Raw genomic sequence first — 22130 nt, 5'->3', positions numbered from 1 at the left:
AAAGTTACTAAAAGCAAAATCGATTTGGAAAGGAAGTGGTGCCTAGTTTATGGCGAAAGGGGCGGCGAACTTGAAGGTGGGAATCTCCACTTCGAACTCTTTGGCGTTGGTGAAATTCACCATATGGTAGTGCCCCTTCATGGCCCCGATGGGCGATGCCAGCAGACAACCTGAGCTATAGGTGTGGGACTTTCCGGGTTTGATGACCGGCTTTCTGCCGATCACACCTTCGCCATCCACTGTCTCGAGGTCCTTCAGGGCATCAAAAATGTCCCAGTGCCTTGCAGTGAGCTGCACCGTGTCCTTGCTCAGATTCTCTATGGTGATGGTGTACCCGAAGGCATAGTGCATCCTATAGTTCTTGAAGAACGTGCCCTCAAAACTCGTCTGTACCGATACCTTTATCCCTTTGGTGACTTGAGTGAACATATGTTAGTTATAGATAAAGACACTTCCCGTGAACAACAACAGCACCATGAAGAATGCCAATATCATGAATGTGGTGTTCAGAAAGAGATATTTCATAATCGTTTTAAACCTTCCCTGCCCATAAAACCGACGCATCGCCTTGTAGAGGTAAATACTGAAAACCAATACAAAAAACCATGCACTCGATATGTTGAAAGCCATGTCGATCAGCAGGCTAAGGATGAGCAAGATAAACAACAATGACTGATTGTGGAAACTAAAAATAAGATGATCGGTGTAGGTATATTTTTTCCTGATGTACACCAGCCAAATGAAGATGGTGAACAGTGGCATGAAGAAGAAAATGACGAACGGCAGCTTGGATATGGTGGAGTTTACAAAGCGTCTCGGTTCCTTCCATATCTTAAGTGCATTGTTTCCGGCGTTGAAGGCCATCCTGTTGGACCATTTGTTTTCGATACCATATTTAGATATTGCATCATCATAATTAAAAAGTGTGTCCCTTCTAATGGCCTTGGTAAAAAAATCAACTTTTTGCAAAAAGGAATTGGTACCCGATCTTCCTTTCAGTTCAGTGAAATATCTTTTTGGGTTTGCAAACATCAAAGAATCTCTTTTTGAGGATTCATTGTTTATAAGGGTTCCCAAACCTTTTAAGGTATCCAATTGTTTCCATTGGTCCCTCACCTCGGGGTCATTCCCGGTCAACGAGTCCAAATGGGCCAGTGCCTTGGTCTTTTGTTTTTCCAGTTTGGTACTGTCCACTTTTAGGTAACCCGAATCCATGTCGATTTCAAAAGGGGTGTCTCCTATGTTGCCATCAAACTGATTTACGGGCCTGTCCCAGTTGAAAAACCCAAAAAGCAAAAAGTAGATGAAGGCCAAACTTAACAAAAAACGAAAGGGGTTGGTATAGGTGACCCTTTTTCCATTGATGTAGTCCCTTGTGATGTTCCCGGGCCGCAACAGTAGGGTGGAAAGTGTCTTGAACAGCTTGGAATCGTAATTGAACAGGCTGGACATGAACTCATTGAAGAAGTCCTTCAAGGTCAGTTTTTTGGTGCTGTTGGCCTGTGAGCAATTGGGACAGTACTTGTCGCTCATGTCCAATGGGTGTCCGCAGTTCAGGCATTTTGTGCCCCTGAATCTAAGCTCGTATCGGCCTTTGGATATGAGGCCTTTTTCTTTTGACATTAATCTAAAAATCATTAATAAAAGTTAAAGATAAGTTAAATTGTAAAAAAAAATACAATTTCAGTGCCACTCTCAAATTTTGCGAGTAATGTTTCATTTGTTTGTGCCGATAGTTTTATGATAGTGCGCAAAATCATAATTATTCTCTAACTAAAAATTTGAAATAATGGAAAATTTATCAGAATTAAATTGCAAGGAACTAATGGGGACTAATGGTGGCGGAGCCAAACCTGGCCCTGCTTTTGCATGGGGAGCTCTTCATGTTATGGTCGATTTTTACAATGGTTTTATGGATGGTTTCAAATAAATTATGCAAAATGGAAAATTATAAAAGTGAAATTTTAAGTAAAGAAGAAGAGCTTCAAATAAACGGAGGCCATGAAGGAACAGCATATCATATTGGTAGATTCTATGGTATGGCCGCGAAATATTTTTTAGCCTTATATGAGGAGACTAAAAAATACAAATAAGTGAGGTGCCAAAAACCACCGTATGAAAAGTATTAATACTTTTCATACGGTGGTTTAATTGCTGATAGTTGCGGAATTGACGGAGCCTATACCTATTATACTGTCATACATATCGCCAAAATCTCTGTAATAGACCAAGATTAGGTAATTGTTCTCCGTAAAATGGAAATTCCCGCTCACAAAGTTGGGTTCCACAGTGCCGTCATGGCGCTCGACCTCATACCTGTAATTGTAAAAGCCTTGTTTCATCATGAGCGTCAGTTCAAACTTCCCACTTTCTTCGTTGTAGGTCATTTTGTTTCCCTCCTCCAGGGCATAGTTGTTGAATTTTCCCGTCACATAAACGTTGTCCAGCCCAATTTGGTTGGAGTAGGGCAGGCTGAAGTACACCTTGGAATATTCGGCCTCCCTCGAAACATCATCGCCCTGCAGGGTGCGCACCACAAAATCGCCGTTGATGTCGGGGAAATAGGTGTAGGGCCTGTCATTGCGATATTCGTTGGTGAACAGGTAGTGGTTGTACACTTGGCCCATTTCTATCCTCGATATGGCAAAAGTGGGCGAGCGAAGGTCTTTCGTGTCAAAATTGAGGAACTCGTTGCCGCCAAAAAAAGCGGTTTCCTTATCATATTTATAGACCAGTTCCGTGCCGATGGTGAATTGGGGCTTTATGTTATAGAGGGCCGTGGGCCAAAAATGGTTTTGCAGAATGGCCACTTTCACCTCGTTCTTGGGGTTCACCACAGGGAAACCGCCCGTGTTGATGGTGAACTGGACCACTTGTTTTTCGTTCAGAAAATTGAAGTCCCGGGAGCGTTTGACCATGCCGGCGACCGTCACGGCATCCCGGTACACCACAAACCTCCGTGAAAACTGGAGTTCCCCATAGCTGTTGTGGATCTCGAGCACATAATTGCCGGTGACCTTGAGGTCCACATTTTCATTGGGGATGGTCAATCGGTAGTTGGAGTAGGGCTGCAGGGTCGTGTAGCTGTTCTCGTAGTCGATGATGCGCTGGTTGTCGGCCCCTGATAGGTATTGTGACTTCAGCAACTGGGATGGTGTCCAATCGTAGTCGCAGTGTATGATCGTGTAGTAATAGTCCTGTTCGCTGGCGGTAAGGTCATCAAACTCCAAGGTCATCGGTTCCCCCAATTGCACCACGGGGAACTGGTCCTCGGTGGGACCTTTGAAAATGATGGTCTTGATGTTCTCGGGAGGATTTACCTCTTCCTGCACTTGGGCAAAAATGCCATGCGCCAAAAAAAGCAGGAAAAATAGTTTGATCAAAATGCGCATTTAGGGCCTTAATTTTGGGTAAAGTTAAACAAAAAGTGGGTCTGGGGAATTTAGCTCGACATAATCCCATTTTTATGGACAATTATTATGAAAACAATCCTTTAAGTGCTAAATTTGCCACCGATTTTGATAACAAAAGGTCTACAACAATATGTCTAAAGACATCCGGATTCGAAAGGGGTTGGATATCAACCTCGTCGGGGCAGCAGAGCAGACTACTTCCAAAGCCGTTACCAGTAACGTATATGCCCTAAACCTAGATGATTTCCACGGAATCACTCCAAAAATGTTGTTGAAACAAGGGGAGGAAGTGAAAGCGGGCGAGCCCCTCTTTTACAACAAGAACAAAGAAGAAATGCACTTTGTTTCCCCTGTGAGCGGAGAGTTGGTTGAGATTGTGCGTGGAGCAAGGAGAAAGATTTTAACCCTAAAGATCCTTGCGGACAAAACGCAGGAATACGTGATCAACAAGGTTCCCGATCTGGACACAGCCGAAGCTCCCGCCATCAAAAACTTCTTATTGCAGTGTGGCGGATGGCCATTCATCAAACAACGTCCCTACGACGTCATTGCCGATCCGGACGTGACGCCGAAGGCCATTTTTATCTCTGCCTGTGCCACTGCACCCTTGGCGGCAGATGTTGATTATGTGCTGAAGGACAAGGAGCAGGAACTCCAAGTGGCGATCACAGCATTGGGCAAGTTGACACCGGGCAAGATACATGTCTCCTCAAAGAGGCCTAACAGGTCTCCTTTTGCAGATTTGAAAGGAATTGAACTTCATAAAGTATCGGGTCCACATCCATCAGGATTGGTCGGTACGCAGATCAATCAGATCGATCCGGTCAACAAAGGAGAAGTGGTATGGACCATATCGCCACAAGACCTGTTGATCCTTGGGGAATTGCTTCTGACCGGAAAATTCAATGCGGAACGAACCATTGCCCTTGCAGGATCTGTGATCAAATCCCCAAAATATTACACCACCAAGATTGGCGCTGAAATTTCCACTTTCTTGTATGCCAGCGGAGTGAAGGAAGACAGGTTCAGGTTGATCAATGGGGATGTGCTCACTGGAAAAAAGACCCATACGGAAGGCCACTTGGGCTTCTATAACAATACGGTCACTGCCATTCCCGAGGGAGATGATTATGATTTCTTCGGATGGAACAAACCGGTTTTCAATAAAATTTCGAATACTAGGGCCTTGACTTTTTCTTGGTTGATGCCCAAAAAGAAATACGACCTGAACACCAATACCAATGGTGAACACAGGGCTTTTGTGGTAACAGGTCAGTATGAGGAGGTGTTTCCGCTGGATATCTATCCGCTTCAACTGTTGAAGGCCTGTATGGTGAAGGACCTGGACGAGATGGAGCAATTGGGGCTCTACGAAGTGGCCCCCGAGGACTTCTCCTTGACGGAATTTATCTGTATTTCAAAACAACCGCACCAACAAATTATCAGGGAAGGCTTGGATTTGTTGCAAAAAGAACTTGGATAATATGGGCATGAAAGAAAAATTACATCAGCTTAAGTTAAAGTATCAGGGCAAAAAGATGGCTCCTGCCTTCAATGCCTTGCATACCTTTCTCTATACACCGAACGAGACCACGCATAGCGGTGCACACGTTCGGGCGGCCGACGACTTGAAGCGTACCATGAATACCGTGATCTTGGCCTTGGTGCCCTGTTTGTTGTTCGGTATGTTCAATGCTGGATACCAGCATTACTCGGCCATCAACGGATTTCCGGAAAATTTTGACCTTTTTGAGCATTTCCTCACTTGGGACAACTTCTGGTTGGGATTGGTCACCGTGCTACCATTGGTGATCGTTTCCTACGGTGTGGGCCTTGCCATTGAGTTCCTGTTTGCGGTCATCAAAGGCCACGAAGTGGAAGAAGGGTATTTGGTGACCGGAATGTTGGTGCCATTGATCGTTCCTGTGGATACCCCACTTTGGATGTTGGCCATTGCAGTCGCATTCGGTGTGGTCATCGGAAAAGAAGTGTTCGGGGGCACGGGGATGAACATCCTCAACCCGGCATTGACCATTCGTGCCTTTTTGTTCTTTGCCTATCCCACCTGGATGAGCGGGGACAAGGTTTGGGTACACGGAGCCGTGGAAAGGGCAGGTACGGCAGATGCCATTTCAGGGGAGACCATCTTGGGTTATTTGGCACAAGGTAATGCCTCGGAAATCAGCTACACGCTTTCAGATATGTTCTATGGATTCATTCCGGGTTCTGTTGGGGAAACCTCCAAACTGTTGATCCTTTTGGGAGCCCTGTTCCTGATATTTACCAAAATAGCCTCTTGGCGCATCATGGTGAGTGCCGTGATCGGTGCATTGGCCATGGGATTGATATTCAATGGTGTGGTGGATGCAGGTTGGTTGCCCGAATATAGTAAGTTCTACACACTGATGAGCTTTGAATTTTGGAAGCATCTATTGGTGGGCGGACTGGCCTTTGGTATCGTCTTCATGGCCACGGATCCCGTGACCGGGGCGCAGACCAACAGAGGGAAATGGTTCTATGGATTCTTTATCGGGTTCCTGTCCGTGATGATCAGGGTGTTCAACCCGGGCTATCCGGAAGGCGTTTTCTTGGCAATATTGCTGATGAACGTTTTCGCGCCGACCATTGACCATTATGTGGTAAAAGGCAATATCAAAAAGAGATTGAAACGGTTGAAGACAGCCACCATATATCCAAAAACTTCGGATGAGGTTGATTCATTAAAAACGGAAACAGCTTAAGCATTATGGCCATCAATACAGAAAAAAATAACTATACCGTGATTTTTGCGGTCATTATGGTAATCATTGTGGGTTCTGTCCTGGCTTTTTTCGCAACGGGTCTCAAGCCAAAGATCAGTGAAAACGAGCGTTTTGAAAAGCAACAGAACATCCTGTACGCCATGGGTGTCAATAACAATGAAGGAGGGGGCAGTGTTGATTTTGTCCCCACCAATGAAGTAGAGGCAGAATTTGCCAAGTACATTAAAAAGCAATTGGTCATTGTGGGTTCCGAAGCAAAGGAAAAGGAAAATGCCTACTTGATCGATGTCCAAAAAGAACTTGCCAAGGTGAAAAACGGACTGAGCGCCGAATTGCCTTTACTGGTGGGGGAAAAGGACGGTAAGCAATACTACATCATCCCCATGTATGGAAAAGGACTTTGGGACGCCATTTGGGGATTCATGTCCTTGGATGAGAACATGGAAGTACAAGGCGTGTACTTTGACCATAAAGGAGAGACCCCGGGATTGGGGGCCAACATCAAGCAGCGCTTTTTTATGGACGATTTTGAAGGGGAAACCGTTCTGGACGGAAACAGCTACGTGGGTGTGGCCGTGGCCAAAGGGAACAACGACCCTTTGAACACAGACAAGGAGGACAACCAAGTGGATGCATTGGCAGGGGCCACCATTACAGGAAATGGGGTGACCGCCATGATCAAAGAAAGCCTGAAGCTTTACAAACCTTATTTAGAAACCATTAGAACAAAATAATATGGCGCTACTATCAAAAAAAGATGCGAACCTGATATTGGATCCATTGGCGGATAACAACCCCATTACCATTCAGGTATTGGGAATCTGTTCCGCACTGGCAATTACCGCCGAGTTAAAGGCGTCCGTGGTAATGGCATTGTCCGTATTGTTCGTGCTGGGAGCCGGAAATGTCGTCATATCCTTGATGCGTAACATCATCCCATCAAAGATCAGGATCATTGTGCAATTGGTCGTTGTGGCCACCTTGGTGATCATTGTGGACCAAGTGCTCAAGGCCTTCGCCTATGAACTCAGCAAGACCCTATCGGTCTTTGTGGGGCTTATCATCACCAACTGTATCATCATGGGGCGTTTTGAGGCCTTTGCCTTGGGTAACGGGCCATGGAAATCCTTCTTGGACGGTATAGGAAATGCTGCCGGATACGGGATCATCTTGGTCATCGTCGGATTTTTTAGGGAACTCTTGGGCTCTGGTACCCTGTTTGGGTTCAAAGTATTGGGAGACCCTGTGACCAAGACCGGCCTATATTCCATCGGATATGAGAACAATGGTTTCATGATCATTCCTCCAGCGGCCTTGATCGTGGTGGGAATCATCATCTGGGTACAACGTTCCAGAAACAGGACATTAATAGAAGAAGCATAAACTGAGGAAGCATGATAGAGCATTTAGAACTTTTTTTTAAGTCGATCTTCATAGACAATATGGTGTTCGCGGTCTTTTTGGGAATGTGTTCCTATCTGGCCGTATCCAAGAAAGTGTCCACTGCCGTAGGTTTGGGGGCCGCTGTAATATTCGTTTTAGGGGTTACGGTGCCGCTCAACTGGTTGTTGGACCAATATCTATTGAAGGATGGAGCCTTGGTTTGGTTGGGTCCTGAGTATGCCGATTACGACCTCAGCTTCCTTTCTTTTATCCTATTCATCGCAACCATCGCCACCATGGTACAATTGGTGGAGATCGTGGTTGAAAAATTTTCACCTTCCCTATACAATTCATTGGGGATTTTCTTGCCGTTGATTGCGGTTAACTGCGCTATTTTGGGAGGTTCCCTCTTCATGCAGGCGCGTGATATCCCCAATTTGGGATTGGCCCTCAACTATGGTATAAGCTCAGGAATAGGATGGTTCCTGGCCATTTTGGCCATTGCCGCCATTCGGGAAAAGATCAGGTATTCCAATGTACCAGCACCGTTGCGTGGCCTTGGGATCACCTTCATCATCACCGGGTTGATGGGTATCGGTTTTCAAAGTTTCGGTGGAATGCTGACCGGTGACAATGAACCACCCGAGGAGCAGACCTCCACGACCGTTGAGGCCAAGGATGAAAAAGAAATTAAGAAGGAATTGGAGGACAAGGAAAAAACAGTCTCCTATAACAAAGTTATAAACAAGTAAAGATGATTTTAGCTGCAAGTACAGGAGGTACTATTCTGATCACCGTAGTGGCTTTTTTGGTTTTGTTGTTGTTGCTGGTGGCGTTGTTGCTTTTCACGAAGGAAAAATTATCTCCCTCGGGCCCAGTGACCATAACCATTAATGGGGAAAAAAAGATAGAGGTGGGTTCTGGAAATTCACTCTTGTCCACCTTGGGAAATCAAAAAATATTTTTGCCATCGGCCTGTGGGGGCGGTGGAACCTGTATCCAATGTGAGTGCCATGTACTATCGGGTGGAGGTGAGGCCCTGCCTACGGAAACCCCCCATTTCTCCAAAAAAGAGTTGGAGCATGGGGCAAGATTGGCCTGTCAGGTAAAGGTCAAGCAGGACATGGAGATTACCATTCCAGAAGAGGTGTTCGGGATCAAAAAGTGGAACGCCAAAGTGGTCAGGAACTACAACGTGGCCTCTTTTATCAAGGAGTTTGTGGTGGAAATTCCTGAAGAAATGAACTATAAGGCAGGAGGATATATCCAAATCGAGATACCTCCATGTGAAGTGAAATATTCCGATATCGACATCACGGCCCACCCAGAGGAACATGAAACGCCGGACAAGTTCAAAAATGAATGGGACAAGTTCAATCTATGGCCGTTGGTCATGAAAAATCCGGAAACTGTGGAGCGTGCCTATTCCATGGCTTCGTACCCAGCCGAGGGAAGGGAGATTATGTTGAACGTGCGTATTGCCACACCGCCATGGGACCGTTCCAAAAACGGATGGATGGATGTCAACCCCGGGATTGCTTCCTCGTACATCTTTGGATTGAAACCAGGAGATCCTGTGGTCATTTCCGGTCCGTTCGGTGAGTTTTTCATCAATGAGTCCGAAGCCGAAATGCTTTACGTAGGAGGAGGGGCAGGAATGGCACCGATGCGTTCGCACTTGTACCATCTGTTCAAGACCCTAAGGACCAACAGAAAGGTGACCTATTGGTATGGTGGACGTTCCAAGAGGGAATTGTTCTACATTGACCACTTCAAGCAATTGGAAAAGGAGTTTCCGAACTTCAAGTTCTATATGGCACTTTCCGAGCCCTTGGAAGAGGACAATTGGAAGGTGAAAAAGGACATCAATGATGAGGAAGGCGATGGTTTTGTAGGGTTCATCCACAATTGTGTCATTGACAACTACCTGAACCATCATGAGGCCCCTGAGGACATCGAACTCTATTTCTGTGGCCCACCTTTGATGAACAAGGCCGTCCAAAAAATGGGCGAGGACTTCGGTATTCCGGACGAGAATATCAGGTTCGATGACTTTGGTGGATAAGGCCAAGCTGAACATACGACCTCGACCATGTCCCGAACTCGGTTTCGGGACAGTCAAAGAGGAGAACATATAAAAACCGACCGATGCCCAGGCATCGGTTTTTTGTTGCTTATGGGAAGAGAATTGACAGAACAGGAACTGCACAACCTGGCCATGAACATTGTGGGCCGGGAACTGGAGGCCGATGGCTTCGAGTTCATGGCCATCAACAGTAAACTGAAAAAGAACCCCCAATACGTATGCCTCAAGGAAAAATTGCTGCATTTTATCGTGGTGCGCAATGTGGAATTTCCACTGGACCCACGGGAATATGATTTCGAACTGATGCAGACCGTGAAGGAACATGCCCAAAAATTTGAGGCAAAGACCTTTTATGCGGGGGTGGGTCTTTCCAATGCATCTGACAGAGGGTTGCCGTTGTATCTGGACGAAGAATATATTGTGGACTATCAAGGTTTGATTGAGATCTAGATCATGAAACCTCCATGTTCGTACAAAATAATTTTAGGGATCGACACAAAGGGGATAAATAAATCAGGTCGGAAGTGTCACGTTGAGCGCAGTCGAAACGTCGGAAATTGGAAACAGTATGTAGCAACCGAACAATCCACCAACTTAATGACCGACACGAATTGCACAAATTTTCATGAGCATATTTGAATTTGGTTCTTGAACTTGTGTTTGAGATTGGAGGTCAGTAAAAAAGAGATTCAAGTCACAATTTGTATAACTTCTTTATTATAAGAAACATGACATTGATTTATTAGCATGAAAAAGATATTTTTTATAGGGTTGTCCCTCTTGTTTTTGTGCTGTACCAAGGGGCAATGGACCAAAAACCAGAATTGGGGCAATGCACTGGGCACTACGTATTCCATTATTTACATCTCGGATACGGAACTGGACTATCAACAGGAGATCGATTCTGTTTTCCAAGCAGTGAACCGATCCATGTCCACCTACATCCCCACATCGGACATTTCCAAGATCAATGCAGGGGACTCCACCATTGTTGTAGATGATATGTTCAGGGAGGTCTTCGATATCTCGAACAAGGTGCACAAGGTCTCAAACGGCTATTTCGACCCCACTGTGGGCGTTTTGGCAAATGCATGGGGATTTGGTCCCGGAGAACAGATAGCACTAGACAGCCTCAAGGTGGATAGCCTGTTGGCTTATGTGGGATGGGACAAAGTGGCGCTCAACAAGGACAATACCATATTTAAGGCGCACCCTGCCATCCGTTTTGATTTCAATGCTGTGGCCAAAGGCTATGCCATAGACCGATTGGGGGCCATGTTGGATGCCAAGGGCATCAAGAATTATTTGGTGGAAGTGGGCGGAGAAGTGCTCGCAAAGGGCACCAATCTGGTTTCTGAAAAACAATGGACCGTGGGCATCGATGATCCGCAAGTGGAGGAAGGTCGACAGCTCAAGCAGATTGTTTCCCTCAAGGATAGGGCCATGGCCTCATCGGGCAACTACCGAAAGTTCAGGGTGGATCCTGAAACGGGGAAGAAATATGTGCACACCATCAACCCAAAAACGGGCTATACCAAAAACTCCAATGTGTTGGCGACCAGTGTTGTTGCGAATACCTGCGCATTGGCCGATGCCTTTGCCACGACCTTTATGGCGATGGATTTGGAAGAATCCCAAAAAGTCCTCGAAGACCATGATGAATTGGAGGCATACATCATTTATCTGGATGAAGAGGGAAATACCAAGGAATTCATGACATCTGGGTTTAAGGCTTTGGTGAAACCATAGTGTTCGTCAGATGTTGTAGGCATAAACGATGCTGTCATGTTTTGAAAGGTTCAGGTCTTTGACAGAGCCTGTCCCTTCAAAGAAGAAACAGACCCCGATTATTTTGCTCTTCGGTTCGGGGACTTCAAAAGTATGTGCAGGATTTCCATTGATCGAAATGGTCAGTTTCTGATCTTTCGAAATGCATTTTATTTGAACATAATCGGTATGGTCCACACCAAACTTGGAGAGGTCATTTTTTTTGCCGTCTATTTGTTTATCGAAGGCAAATAGTGAAATTTCGGAAACGCACCCCTTGTTGCACACTGGGATGGCAATGGGTCCATCTTCGCTCAAGATGGTCAACTGGGCCAGTTGGCAAGGAACATTCCCCGATTTAAAATCATTGCGAAAAGATGTTGTCAGTTCAAAATCATCCGTGAAAATGGCACCAAAGTCTTGCACTAGATACAATCCCACTATGGTCTTGATCGCATAAGGGTCTATCCCATGGAGTTTTAATTTTTCCGTAGGTATGGAAAGTAGGTTCCCAGAACCTGTTTGGTCCATATCGAGGTATATGGGCAACGAATCTGTTTCAATGGTGGCCAACCAGCCATTTGAGGGTATAAAAACATTTTTTTCCTGAACAATGGAATCATTGACCACCAACTTTGATTTGAAAAAGCCGGGTCTGTAATAGATGCTTGTTGAGATACTGTCTGCTTTATTGACAATCACTCTTTTTCGCTTGTCCCAATCTTGCTGAATTTCAATCTTGTCCTTTTTATGCGCTTTGGACGCATCGTATCTAAAAATCACGGAGTTGGGCAATCCCGTAGCGATGGACTTGACGGAGAATGAAAAGTCATTGGGGTTGTAATACGTGGTGTCCCTTTGAAAGAGAAGGAAAATGGATAGAATCAACAGAAAGGCCAAAAGACCTATACCATATCCTATCCAGGTGATTTTTCTTGTATGATGTTTGCCCTCGACCTTTCCCGCAGGTTCTACATTTTTCAAAAAATCCCTCCAATCCTCAAAATCAATATACTTTGCCAATGCGTCCAAGGTGCTGCTGTTGGGTTTTGAACCATAGTGTATTCTGCCACTGAGACGTTTTAAGGTGGAAACGCTCAGTAAGGTGCCTGTTTTCTCATATATGGACTTGCTGAGCACACGGAAGTCATAGGTGTCCCATGATGTTACTGAACCCCTGGATAACTTTTTGGAAATCAGGGTAAAGCAATGGTCTATATGTTTCTTGTAACCTTCCAATTCAGAGGCATCCACACTCATGAACAAACTTGAACAAGGATGAACAAGTGTGGATGGGGTTAGGGAATCGTTCAACAATACATTTGAAAATCATCGATCAATTATAAACAAAAAAATGGATTTCATCATGAAAACAAAGATTTACAAATTCTCCTTGTGTTGTATCGTTCTTGTACAATTATCCTGTGCACAAAAAAAAGATTGTGCCATGGATCTGCCCTTCAATGACCTTACCTGGACCGTTCAGGACAGCGAAGGAATATCGCAGCCCATGGATACAATGGTGTACGACGGTAGAAAGGCACTCCATCTTCCGAAAGGCCATAGGGCCCATTTAAAGGACAAACGGTTTAAAAACTTTGAAATCGAGTTTGATTTCATAGGATTTTCGATGCCGGGATTGGGTTTTCGTGGACTGGACAAGGATAACCATGAGTTGATTTATTTCAGAAAAATTTCCAACGGAAAAAAAGATGCACTTCAATACATTCCCATTTTTAATGGAAGCTTGCCATGGCAGTTGTACAATTATCCCAAATATGAGGCCAGTGCCGTGTTTGCTGAAAAAAAGTTGGCTTCGTTTCCCTTGACCATCGAAGATCATTTTGGGCAAGGACCTATTGTGGACAGTTTGCGACATGAATTGGAGAAAAAGGGAGTGGAATATTCGCCCAAGGCCCAATTCTATTTCATAAATGAGGATTTAAGGGCAATAGACGATATGGGGCAGCTTGTGGCCGGTCTTTTTAGGAAGACCAAAACAAATTGGGAATTGTGGGACCCTCTGGTTTGGTCGCATGTGAAGATAGTTGTGGTTGAAAATCAGGCCGTTGTTTACGTAGAGGATATGCAGGTGCCCAAAATGACTGTTGACTTGAAACGTGACGTTGCCTCCGGGGAAATTAGCTTGCGGAGTCAATTTTATGATGCCTTTTATGCCAATGTCTCCGTCAAAGAGCTAAACGATTCTATTTTGGCAACGGAAAATGCTACTGTAGCAATACCGTCGGATACTTATTTGCGGACTTGGCAGCTGTCCCCAAAGTTTGTAAAGAATGAGAAGAAGATCCATCACCAATTGGACTCCATTGAAGCAAGTGGGGCCACTTGGAAAAGGATACATGCCGATGAAGATGGGCTGATCAACATCAGTAAGTTTGTCGATCAAATGAGTGGGAGTGTTGTGCTGAAAACCAATATTGGATCAAAGTACGGACAAAAGGTAAAAATGCATTTCGGTTTTGCCAAACAGGTAACGGTCATCCTGAACGACACGATTATTTTTAATGGTGAAATGGATACAAAGGATGCAGAGGGAAGGGTGTTTGTTGAAGATGAAAGTGTAGATCTTGAATTGGTGGAAGGAAAAAATGAAATCCTTTTGATACTGACAGGGGATGAACTCTATCAACAAAATTGGGGGTTGGTGGCCAAGCTGGCAAGCTCAAATGGAATCGATGTGGATTAGTTTTTGGAAACAAAAGGAATGATCTCCCCTTTGGCCAAGCGGTATTTATGCACATGTTCCTTTGGAAGCACAGAGGTGTAATCCACTTCCTCGACGGTGAACCCCACGCTGCGCAGTTTGTCAAAATAGTCCCTTCCGTAAATGCGCACATGGTCGTATTGCCCAAAGATTTTGGCCCGTTCCTTTTTATCGGTGATGGTGTCGTCCTCAAAGGTGTTTTCCCGTTTCAAGTCTTGAGGGATCTGGAAAATGCCCCATCCGCCCGGTTTCATCACTCGGTAAAGCTCCTGCATGGCTTTGGTGTCATTGGGGATATGTTCCAGCACATGGTTGCACAAGATCACATCAAAAGCATTGTCTTCAAAAGGCAAATTGCAGATATCCGCCTTTACATCCGCTAACGGGGAATTGAGGTCGGTGGTGGTATATGCAATGTTTTGCATCCTTCTGAACCTTTTGTAAAAGGCCTGTTCGGGTGCAAAATGCAATACTTGGTGCCTTTTGGTGAAGAAATCCGTTTCGTTTTTGAGATAGAGCCATAGCAGTCGGTGCCTTTCCAAGGAAAGGGTAGAGGGGGAGAGCACATTTTCCCGTGGATTTTCATAGCCATAGGGAAGAAAACTCCTGAAACTTTTGCCATCGATGGGGTCGGTAAATTTTTTTCCCTTAAGGGAAAAGGCAATCAAGGGACGAACCCAATAGCTCATTTTGATGAGTAAGGGCCGTGGAATAAGATTTAGAAAGAACTTAAAGAGTCGTTTCATTTATCAGCTACTTTGAAATTATCAAAGCACCAATTTTTTGCTCCGGAATTCATCCTCCTCATCACTGGTGATGCCCAAGGCTTCATAAATATATTGATACGTGGAGAGCAGTTCCGGTTTACCATCAACCAAGGCCACATCATGTTCAAAGTGCGCACTGGGCTTGCCGTCCGCGGTCAGGATGGTCCATCCGTCCTTCAACTGCTTGATGCGCCTCGTTCCCATATTGATCATGGGCTCTATGGCGACCACTGTGCCATTGACGAACTTTTTCCCACGTCCCCTTTTTCCATAGTTGGGCATTTGGGGGTCTTCATGGAGTTCTTTTCCCAAGCCGTGGCCCACCAGTTCGCGCACCACGCCGTAGCCATGGTCTTCACAGTACTTTTGGATGGCATAACCCACATCGCCCACTCGGTTCCCTTCCTTGAATTCCCGAATGCCGATGTAGAGGGCTTCCTTGGTCACACGAAGCAGTTTTCTGGTCTCTTCGGCCACTTCGCCCACTTCAAAGGTGTAGGCGTGGTCCCCGTAATAGCCGTTCTTGAGCGCACCACAGTCCACAGATACAATATCACCTTCCTTTAAGGGTTCGTTGTTCGGGATGCCGTGCACCACTTGGGCATTGGGACTCCAATTCAGGGTATTGGGAAAATCGTACATGCCCAAAAATCCAGGCACAGCTCCCTGTTCCCGGATGTATTCCTCGGCCATTTTATCCAGATGCAAGGGGTTGGCACCAGGTTTGATCTCCTTGGCCAACATACCCAAGGTCCTGGAGACCACGAGGGCACTTTCACGCATCAATTCAATTTGCTCTGCTGTCTTGACTTGAATCATAGCTGCAAAGATAGATTGATTCCATGGATTTTGGGAATCTTTGTCCTAAACGAGTGGTTTTTGGGTCATCGCTTCGGGCTGTGCCACTCCCATCAGTTTTAAAATGGTGGGGGCAATGTCCCCCAGAACACCATTCTTTATCTGCTTCAGTTCCGTGTCCACCAGGATCAACGGAACAGGGTTGGTGGTGTGGGCCGTATTGGGACTACCATCCGGATTCACCATGGTGTCACAGTTGCCGTGATCGGCAATGACAATGGTGGTATATCCATTTTCCAGCCCAGCGGTTATGACATCCTTGGCACATTGGTCTACGGTTTCACAGGCCTTGATGGCCGCTGACATCACCCCGGTGTGGCCCACCATGTCGGGGTTGGCAAAATTGAGGCATACAAAATCCACTTTTCCTTTTTGGAGTTCGGGGATGATGGCATCCCGTATTTCGTAGGCACTCATTTCGGGTTGAAGGTCGTAGGTGGCCACCTTTGGTGAGGGACACAGGATCCGTTGTTCCCCTTCAAAAGGTTCCTCGCGCCCGCCATTGAAGAAAAAGGTCACGTGGGGATATTTCTCCGTTTCCGCGATGCGGATCTGTTTCTTGCCATTTTTTGAGAGCACTTCTCCCAAAGTCTCCCTGATGTTTTCTTTGTCATAGATCACCTTGACCCCTTTGAAGGATTCGTCATAGTTGGTCATGGTGACATAATACAGGTCCATTTTGTGCATGTTCTGCTCATGGAAGTCCTGCTGGCTCAAGGCCTGTGTAAGTTCCCTGCCACGATCGGTCCTGAAGTTGAAGAAAATGACCACGTCCCCGGGTTGGATCTTGGCCAATGGCTGCGCAAGGGCATCCGTCAGGACCAAAGGTTTGATGAACTCATCGGTGACCCCTTCGTCATAGCTTTTTTGCATGGCCTTGCCGATGTCCTGCACTTTTTCACCTTCGGCGTTCACTACCACGTCATAGGCCAATTTTACCCGTTCCCATCTTTTGTCGCGGTCCATGGCGTAGTACCTCCCAATGACCGAGGCCAGTTTGGTGCTTTTATCGGAACAGAAGTTGACCAGGTCCACCAAAAAGCCTTTCCCGCTTTTGGGATCTACATCCCTACCATCGGTGAAGGCGTGTACGAATGCATTTTGGACCCCGCTTTCATCGGCGGCCTTGATCAGGGCTTTTAGGTGGTCTATGTGGCTGTGTACGCCTCCATCACTCATCAGACCAAGAAAATGTACCGCCTTGTTGTTGCCCTTGGCAAAGGCAAAGGCTTCCTGGATCACTTTTTCGTTTTTCAGGGTATCCTCTTTTACGGCCTTGTTGATCTTGGCGAGGTCCTGGTAGACGATCCTACCGGCGCCCAGGTTCATGTGGCCCACTTCGCTGTTACCCATTTGCCCTTCGGGCAGGCCCACGTTCATCCCGTCGGTGAGCAGGTCCGCGTTGGGGTATTGGGTATAGAGTGAATCCACGAAAGGGGTATTTGCCTGTGCTATGGCGGAAACTTTGGGGTCTGGGGATTTTCCCCAACCGTCCAATATCATTAAAATGACCTTCTTGTTCATGTGATGAGAGTTGTGACCCCAAAAATAAAATGTTCTCTTTGGATGCGCTAGGGATTCCCTAATTTTCTGATTGCGAAATTGTTAATTATTTTATGTTAAAATTGAAAGGTTGTTAAAATTTAGTTATTTAAGTGTTAATCCTGTAACATCGGGCTTTTTGGGGAGTCTATTTTTATAGAAGTTTTAATTCATTAATCAAAAAACAATCATCATGAAAAAAGCAATTTTTGCAGTAGCTGCATTGTGCATGCTAGCAGTGAACGGCGTTTCCGCCAACGAACTTCCTTCCAACGAGAATCCGAACCTTACCACAACGGTCCCTGAGATCAGCACCTTTTGCAAGGCTGTGATGCAGGGCGACGTTGAGACCGTGAAAAAACTTATTGAACTTGGAGAGGATGTGAACCAAAAATCCTTGGGTATGGCCCCCATACACTTTGCGGCACGTTACAACAAAGCAGAGGTGTTACAAGTGTTGATCGACAATGGAGCCGACCTAAAGCAGCGTTGTGACAAAGGCTATTCGGTGAAGAAACATGCCGAGTTGTCCAATGCAACCGATGTGCTTGCTGTTTTGGAAACCGCTATGTAAAAGAAATTAAGGAGTTTATTCATCCAAAACAAAAAGGCCCATCCTTAAGGATGGGCCTTTTTTTGCCTCATTTTACCTATTTATAGTGTCCTAGCAAAAGAGTATGTCATCGTGGCCTAGAATTCAAAGCCAGTAAAAGCCCTGTACAAAAATGCATATACCGCCATGAACAGCATAACCGCACAAAAGATGGAGTACCCTTTCAAAAAAAGTACTACAAAGCTTGGTTTACAATCGTCAAATGCCTCAAAATAGAGGTGCTTAAAGTGTAATAGTGTTCCCATAATGTGTTCTCTCGTTTTGGATAGCACAAATGGGCAAGCAAATGGATGGTTTTCGATTTGGGGTCACTTCAAAGATAGTGAAATCAAATGACTTATGCCCTTTTCTCGACGAACGTGCCGATTCTATCGACCTGCATATTTCTCAATGGCCTCCTTGATTTTTTCTATCCTGTTTTCAGGGTCGGGATGCGTGCTCTGGAACTCAGGGACACGATTGGGACCTGCTGCCGCTTTCAGTATTTCCATGACCTTGATCATTTCATTGGGGTCGTACCCCGATTCGATCATGAACAGTACGCCCAAGTCATCGCTCTCCAGTTCGTCGCCCCGTCCATTTTTCAACAAGGTGTTCTGTCCAATGCCGCTCACCACGCTTCCCATGTCGCCACCTACGGATGCCCCGGTGGCCAAGGTCTGCCAAAAACTGCTCTCGGCAATGCGTTCCGCGGAGTGCCTGCCGATGACATGGCCGATTTCGTGCCCGAGCACACCCGCCAATTGGGCCTCGGTCAGTTGGGAAAAAAGTGCGTAGGTGATGAAGATCTGCCCGCCGGGTAGGGCAAAGGCGTTGATGGTGCGGTCGTCCGCCAACAAATGGAATTCATATCGATAGGGAGTCTCGCTGGCAATGCTGTTCTGCACAAGTCGGTTGCCCACTTGGTCCACCAAGTTCTGCAAACGTTCATCAGGATACAGTCCTCCGTGTTGTTGCGCCATTTCCGGGGCGCTCTGCAGCCCAATGGCAATTTCCTGTTCGGTGGTCATGTCAATGTTCTGCACCCTGCCGGTGTAGGGGTTCTCCTCTTGGTTGCTGCAACGACGGATAAAGGCAAAGGCCACAATGGCAAGGCCTACAAGGATTCGGATCCTCCAACTTCCTCTTCTCATGGTTTTCGTTTTTAGCGGTAATGGAAGATACGAAAAAAGAGGCTACAAAAGCTTGGGATTGATGTCCAAAATATGGTCCTGCACATAGGTCCGTACAAACCCGGCAGTGAAATGTTCAATGCCCAAAAATTCTTCCTGCAGCAAGAGTTTCATGACATTCAGCTTTCGGTATGCCGTGAGCATGGGAACGGAAATGGGCGCGTAGCTGTAGTGCCAGGGCTCGTACTTGAAGCCCCTTCGTCTGGGATCATTGGTATAGACCAGATAAAAACCGAATTTTTCCGAGTTTTCGTCCAGCCAAAGCTTCAACCCTTCGTAGGGTCCGCCACTTTCAAATTTTTCAGGGACCAACACATCTCCGGAAGCCTTGGGATAACCGTCTATGATGTCGATGTCGGTGCCCCAGTGGTGCCTACTGGTGCCGGGTATGGTGGAATATTCAATGATCTTGTCGATGGCCTTTAGGGGAGACAGGCGCTCGTCCTCGGTATAGCTGAGGTATTTGCGCTCCCAAATGCCCTCCTGGCGGTAAAAATCCCGGTAGCTGGAAACGATCTTGATGTCGTACCCAGCTGTATAGGCCGCCTTTTTCATTTCCAAAAAGGCATCGTGTGCCGCTTTCCTCAGATTGATGCCCTCCCCGAAAAGTTCCACCTTGGCCTTTCCCATCAATTCTTCGGTAGTGTATTCGTCATCGAGGGGAAAAGGGAAAAATGGGGGCAGGGCACAGGCCAGTCCCGATACAGAGGTGGTTTTCAAAAAAGTCCTTCTTTTCATCGTGGATATGTTATGCTGTTATTCGGTTATTTTGTTATTGAGTTACCGGGTTATTCGGTTCTTGGCTCTTGCTTCTTGTTTCTTGTTTCTTTCGTCCATTTTCCCTGTTCTATTTTCTAAGCTCTTGGACTTGAACTTGTAACTTGAATTTTCTGCCCATTGCCTCTTCGACCCTGCCTGCCGTGGTCATTGAGCCTGTCGAAATGCAGGCATGGGGTGTTCCATTTTGGAAGCTGTTCCCATCAAACAACGTAAAAATCGCAATAATCTGTCAATGGAGCCCAAAAGAGATTAAAATTTGTCAATTGTGCATTTGCGGATGAAGGTGGATTTTTCGAATCTTCGACCTCCCCTTTGTTAGCCCCTTCGACTGCGCCTGTCTGCCGACAAAGGCAGGCTCAGGGTGACAGCTCGATACACTGTAAGATGTTTTGCCGATCAACGGTCCAAGAAGAGATAGCCGGTATATTGCAGGTTGAGGTCGTCCAGGCTGACGAGGTAGTAATAGACGCCTTCGGGCAGGCCGATGTCCTGGCTCATGATCAGGCTCCCGGTGTTGGAATCGCCTCTGAACTCGTTGGTGTAGTTGATCTTTTCAAAGACCTTTTGGCCAAATCGGTTAAAGATGCGCAGACTGTTGTTGGGCGACTCGTCCATGTGGTCAATCACCAGAAAATCGTTCACACCGTCGCCGTTGGGACTGAGAAAATAGTTGCCCAAGGTAGGGTGGTTCACCGCAAACGTATCGGTAGGCAAAGGAATGGTACCAAAGGTAATGGCCGCATATTCGCTGGGGACAAAGGTCTCCGAAGTGACAAAACCTTGGTTGATGTCACCACTAAATGCGGTTTTGCCGATAACGACCCATTGGTTTGCAGACTTTCGCCACCCCACCACGATCACCGATTCGGCGGTGGCGTTGGGAATGGCTCCCAAGGCACTGCGGGCATTCCAACTGATGGTCACCCGGGAGGGCACATCGCTCTGAAAGATCCAGAATTCCCGATTGGTGACGGTGCCGATGTTCCTGACCTTTTCCTCCACATCAAAAGTGCCCGATACGGACAGGGGAGCGGAGGGGTTTTCAAAGAAATAGGCGCAGACGGCCAAGGGTGTGTTTCCTTCGGATTCCAAGGTCAAGGGCCGCAATTGGTCGGAATCGCCCACGGGAAAGGTAAAAAAATCCTTGTTGTTGATGCCGGCAAAGCCGGTGACCTTGGACGCATCGTTTTCCCCAGTAAAAAAACCCTGTTCCCTAAAGTTGAGGTAAACGGCCTGATTGTCGGTAGGGGTATCCACATCGCCCTCGATAAAGTTGGCATTGTTTTGCACATGTACTGGAATATGTAAAAATATTGCGCTAGTGGTCATAAACTCCACATCCGTAAAAACGGGGGCAGTGTTGCCCGTTACCTGAATGGCCGTGTTGCCGTAAAAGCCCACCAGCCCCTCGTTCTGGTCAAAAGGAGCATTGTTGATAAGGTTGGTGTGCAGGCCCAAGCCGCTGTTGGGGCCGCCGTCATGTACCTGCATGTTGCCCGCGTGGTGCAGCGCGGTCTGTGCCAAGCCAACTTGGGCGAACAAAAGGAATGCTATGAGGTGGAGGGGTTTCAAGGGTTAATTTTGATTTTTTTCCGAAAGCATAGCTTTTATTTTCTCCATATCTGCTTTTAGGGTATGGAGTTCCTCGGCCATTTTTTCGTTCTCGGACTGTAATTTTTCAATCTTCTTTTCCTGTTCGATGGTATGGAGGAACAACTCTTCGATTTTTTCAAGATGGGCAAATGAAGACTCGGTTAATCGATACTCTTTAGAAGCTATGATTTCATAAGCTGATCTTATACCTGGTAAGTGATTATTTTTCTTTAAAAAATCTTCAACTTCTGTCAAGGTTTGGAACCTATATGAATTTTTAAGCTTAGAATACCCATTGAAATATTTTTCAAATACAAAATCAGGTGGTGTCAGGTCTATAAAATCTCCCGTAGTAGTAACATCGGTATTGAAAACAGGGTTTATTTTGCTTCCATCTATCGCGGCTCCTGCTGCTATGTGACTGTCTGTTATAACTCCAGCAGAAATAACTGTAGCATCAATGGGTCCAGTTACGTCGCCATCCAAATTACTCGTCGATATAACATTTGCTGCATCTATATTGATTCCTAGCCCAGCAGAATATGTTGTGTCATCGTCCCCGTCAAGTATATCGGCTGGAACTCCAGTGAGGCTCCCCCATGCACCATCAAAGTCATCGTTGAAATCGGTGTCGAGGTTGGGAAACTGGTTGATGACTGCAGTGGCTAC

Annotated in this window: 23 protein-coding genes and 1 pseudogene; 12 read left to right on the top strand and 12 right to left on the bottom strand. The window is 46.2% G+C overall.

What is annotated here, in order from left to right; all coding sequences use genetic code 11:
* Window positions 1-42 precede the first annotated feature (42 nt).
* Window positions 43-429, bottom strand: a complete 387-nt coding sequence (gene apaG, locus SD450_RS09205; protein ID WP_318344274.1) for a Co2+/Mg2+ efflux protein ApaG — start codon at window positions 427-429, stop codon at window positions 43-45.
* 3 nt (window positions 430-432) lie between these two features.
* Window positions 433-1623: a DUF3667 domain-containing protein gene (locus SD450_RS09200; protein ID WP_318344273.1), complete on the bottom strand. Its 1191-nt coding sequence runs from the start codon at window positions 1621-1623 to the stop codon at window positions 433-435.
* A gap of 166 nt (window positions 1624-1789) precedes the next feature.
* Here SD450_RS09200 and SD450_RS09195 point away from each other — a divergent pair, with 166 nt between their 5' ends.
* Together SD450_RS09195 and SD450_RS09190 are read left to right on the top strand one after the other, a co-directional pair.
* Complete coding sequence (locus tag SD450_RS09195) at window positions 1790-1930, top strand: hypothetical protein (RefSeq protein WP_318344272.1); 141 nt, start codon at window positions 1790-1792, stop codon at window positions 1928-1930.
* A gap of 10 nt (window positions 1931-1940) precedes the next feature.
* Window positions 1941-2093 (top strand): hypothetical protein, encoded by a 153-nt coding sequence (locus SD450_RS09190; RefSeq protein ID WP_318344271.1) that lies wholly within the window; start codon window positions 1941-1943, stop codon window positions 2091-2093.
* A gap of 54 nt (window positions 2094-2147) precedes the next feature.
* Here SD450_RS09190 and SD450_RS09185 read toward each other — a convergent pair whose 3' ends face one another.
* Window positions 2148-3392: a type IX secretion system plug protein gene (locus SD450_RS09185; protein WP_318344270.1), complete on the bottom strand. Its 1245-nt coding sequence runs from the start codon at window positions 3390-3392 to the stop codon at window positions 2148-2150.
* Window positions 3393-3543: 151 nt separating this feature from the next.
* Here SD450_RS09185 and SD450_RS09180 point away from each other — a divergent pair, with 151 nt between their 5' ends.
* From SD450_RS09180 to SD450_RS09145, 8 genes are all read left to right on the top strand, one after another.
* Window positions 3544-4896: a Na(+)-translocating NADH-quinone reductase subunit A gene (locus tag SD450_RS09180; RefSeq protein ID WP_318344269.1), complete on the top strand. Its 1353-nt coding sequence runs from the start codon at window positions 3544-3546 to the stop codon at window positions 4894-4896.
* Between the two features lies 1 nt (window position 4897).
* Window positions 4898-6154, top strand: coding sequence for an NADH:ubiquinone reductase (Na(+)-transporting) subunit B (locus tag SD450_RS09175; protein WP_318344268.1), 1257 nt, complete (start codon window positions 4898-4900; stop codon window positions 6152-6154).
* Window positions 6155-6159: 5 nt separating this feature from the next.
* The gene (locus SD450_RS09170) at window positions 6160-6909 is read left to right on the top strand and encodes a Na(+)-translocating NADH-quinone reductase subunit C (RefSeq protein ID WP_318344267.1); all 750 of its coding nucleotides are present in this window, start codon (window positions 6160-6162) and stop codon (window positions 6907-6909) included.
* Window position 6910: 1 nt separating this feature from the next.
* Window positions 6911-7558, top strand: coding sequence for an NADH:ubiquinone reductase (Na(+)-transporting) subunit D (locus SD450_RS09165; protein ID WP_318344266.1), 648 nt, complete (start codon window positions 6911-6913; stop codon window positions 7556-7558).
* A gap of 11 nt (window positions 7559-7569) precedes the next feature.
* A complete protein-coding gene (gene nqrE / locus SD450_RS09160; protein ID WP_318344265.1) occupies window positions 7570-8310 on the top strand; it encodes an NADH:ubiquinone reductase (Na(+)-transporting) subunit E in 741 nt (246 codons plus the stop codon).
* Between the two features lie 2 nt (window positions 8311-8312).
* The gene (gene nqrF / locus SD450_RS09155; RefSeq protein WP_318344264.1) at window positions 8313-9623 is read left to right on the top strand and encodes an NADH:ubiquinone reductase (Na(+)-transporting) subunit F; all 1311 of its coding nucleotides are present in this window, start codon (window positions 8313-8315) and stop codon (window positions 9621-9623) included.
* Between the two features lie 111 nt (window positions 9624-9734).
* On the top strand, window positions 9735-10094 hold the full coding sequence (locus SD450_RS09150) for a Na(+)-translocating NADH-quinone reductase subunit F (protein ID WP_318344263.1): 360 nt from the start codon (window positions 9735-9737) through the stop codon (window positions 10092-10094).
* Window positions 10095-10391: 297 nt separating this feature from the next.
* A complete protein-coding gene (locus tag SD450_RS09145; protein WP_318344262.1) occupies window positions 10392-11393 on the top strand; it encodes an FAD:protein FMN transferase in 1002 nt (333 codons plus the stop codon).
* Window positions 11394-11399: 6 nt separating this feature from the next.
* Here SD450_RS09145 and SD450_RS09140 read toward each other — a convergent pair whose 3' ends face one another.
* The gene (locus SD450_RS09140; RefSeq protein ID WP_318344261.1) at window positions 11400-12725 is read right to left on the bottom strand and encodes a hypothetical protein; all 1326 of its coding nucleotides are present in this window, start codon (window positions 12723-12725) and stop codon (window positions 11400-11402) included.
* Between the two features lie 52 nt (window positions 12726-12777).
* Between SD450_RS09140 and SD450_RS09135 the strand changes: the two genes are divergently transcribed.
* Complete coding sequence (locus SD450_RS09135; RefSeq protein ID WP_318344260.1) at window positions 12778-14118, top strand: hypothetical protein; 1341 nt, start codon at window positions 12778-12780, stop codon at window positions 14116-14118.
* Here the strand turns inward: SD450_RS09135 and SD450_RS09130 are convergent.
* The 3 genes from SD450_RS09130 to gpmI are packed head-to-tail and all read right to left on the bottom strand — an operon-like array spanning window position 14115 to window position 17285.
* Window positions 14115-14882, bottom strand: a complete 768-nt coding sequence (locus SD450_RS09130) for a class I SAM-dependent methyltransferase (protein ID WP_318344259.1) — start codon at window positions 14880-14882, stop codon at window positions 14115-14117. The genes SD450_RS09135 and SD450_RS09130 overlap by 4 nt on opposite strands.
* A gap of 21 nt (window positions 14883-14903) precedes the next feature.
* Window positions 14904-15722 (bottom strand): type I methionyl aminopeptidase, encoded by an 819-nt coding sequence (map, locus tag SD450_RS09125; protein WP_318344258.1) that lies wholly within the window; start codon window positions 15720-15722, stop codon window positions 14904-14906.
* A gap of 45 nt (window positions 15723-15767) precedes the next feature.
* Window positions 15768-17285 carry a 2,3-bisphosphoglycerate-independent phosphoglycerate mutase gene (gene gpmI / locus SD450_RS09120; protein WP_318344257.1) on the bottom strand — a complete coding sequence of 506 codons (1518 nt, stop codon included), beginning with the start codon at window positions 17283-17285 and terminating at the stop codon, window positions 15768-15770.
* A gap of 211 nt (window positions 17286-17496) precedes the next feature.
* On the opposite strand from gpmI, the gene SD450_RS09115 reads away from it, so the two are divergent.
* The gene (locus SD450_RS09115) at window positions 17497-17877 is read left to right on the top strand and encodes an ankyrin repeat domain-containing protein (RefSeq protein WP_318344256.1); all 381 of its coding nucleotides are present in this window, start codon (window positions 17497-17499) and stop codon (window positions 17875-17877) included.
* Window positions 17878-17993: 116 nt separating this feature from the next.
* On the opposite strand, the gene SD450_RS09110 is transcribed toward SD450_RS09115, so the two are convergent.
* The 5 genes and pseudogenes from SD450_RS09110 to SD450_RS09090 all read right to left on the bottom strand — a co-directional run.
* Window positions 17994-18161, bottom strand: coding sequence for a DUF6747 family protein (locus SD450_RS09110; RefSeq protein ID WP_313777786.1), 168 nt, complete (start codon window positions 18159-18161; stop codon window positions 17994-17996).
* A 123-nt stretch (window positions 18162-18284) separates the two neighbouring features.
* Window positions 18285-19049 (bottom strand): M48 family metalloprotease, encoded by a 765-nt coding sequence (locus tag SD450_RS09105; protein ID WP_318344255.1) that lies wholly within the window; start codon window positions 19047-19049, stop codon window positions 18285-18287.
* 42 nt (window positions 19050-19091) lie between these two features.
* Complete coding sequence (locus SD450_RS09100; protein WP_318344254.1) at window positions 19092-19826, bottom strand: M15 family metallopeptidase; 735 nt, start codon at window positions 19824-19826, stop codon at window positions 19092-19094.
* 438 nt (window positions 19827-20264) lie between these two features.
* Complete coding sequence (locus SD450_RS09095) at window positions 20265-21440, bottom strand: gliding motility-associated C-terminal domain-containing protein (RefSeq protein ID WP_318344253.1); 1176 nt, start codon at window positions 21438-21440, stop codon at window positions 20265-20267.
* 3 nt (window positions 21441-21443) lie between these two features.
* Window positions 21444-22130: pseudogene (locus SD450_RS09090) on the bottom strand (hypothetical protein); the annotation flags it as partial.

The sequence above is a fragment of the Flagellimonas baculiformis genome, assembly GCF_033441575.1.
GTDB lineage: Bacteria > Bacteroidota > Bacteroidia > Flavobacteriales > Flavobacteriaceae > Flagellimonas > Flagellimonas baculiformis.
The sequence above is the reverse complement of the archived record's forward strand: the minus strand, read 5'-3'. Positions and strand labels throughout refer to the sequence as shown.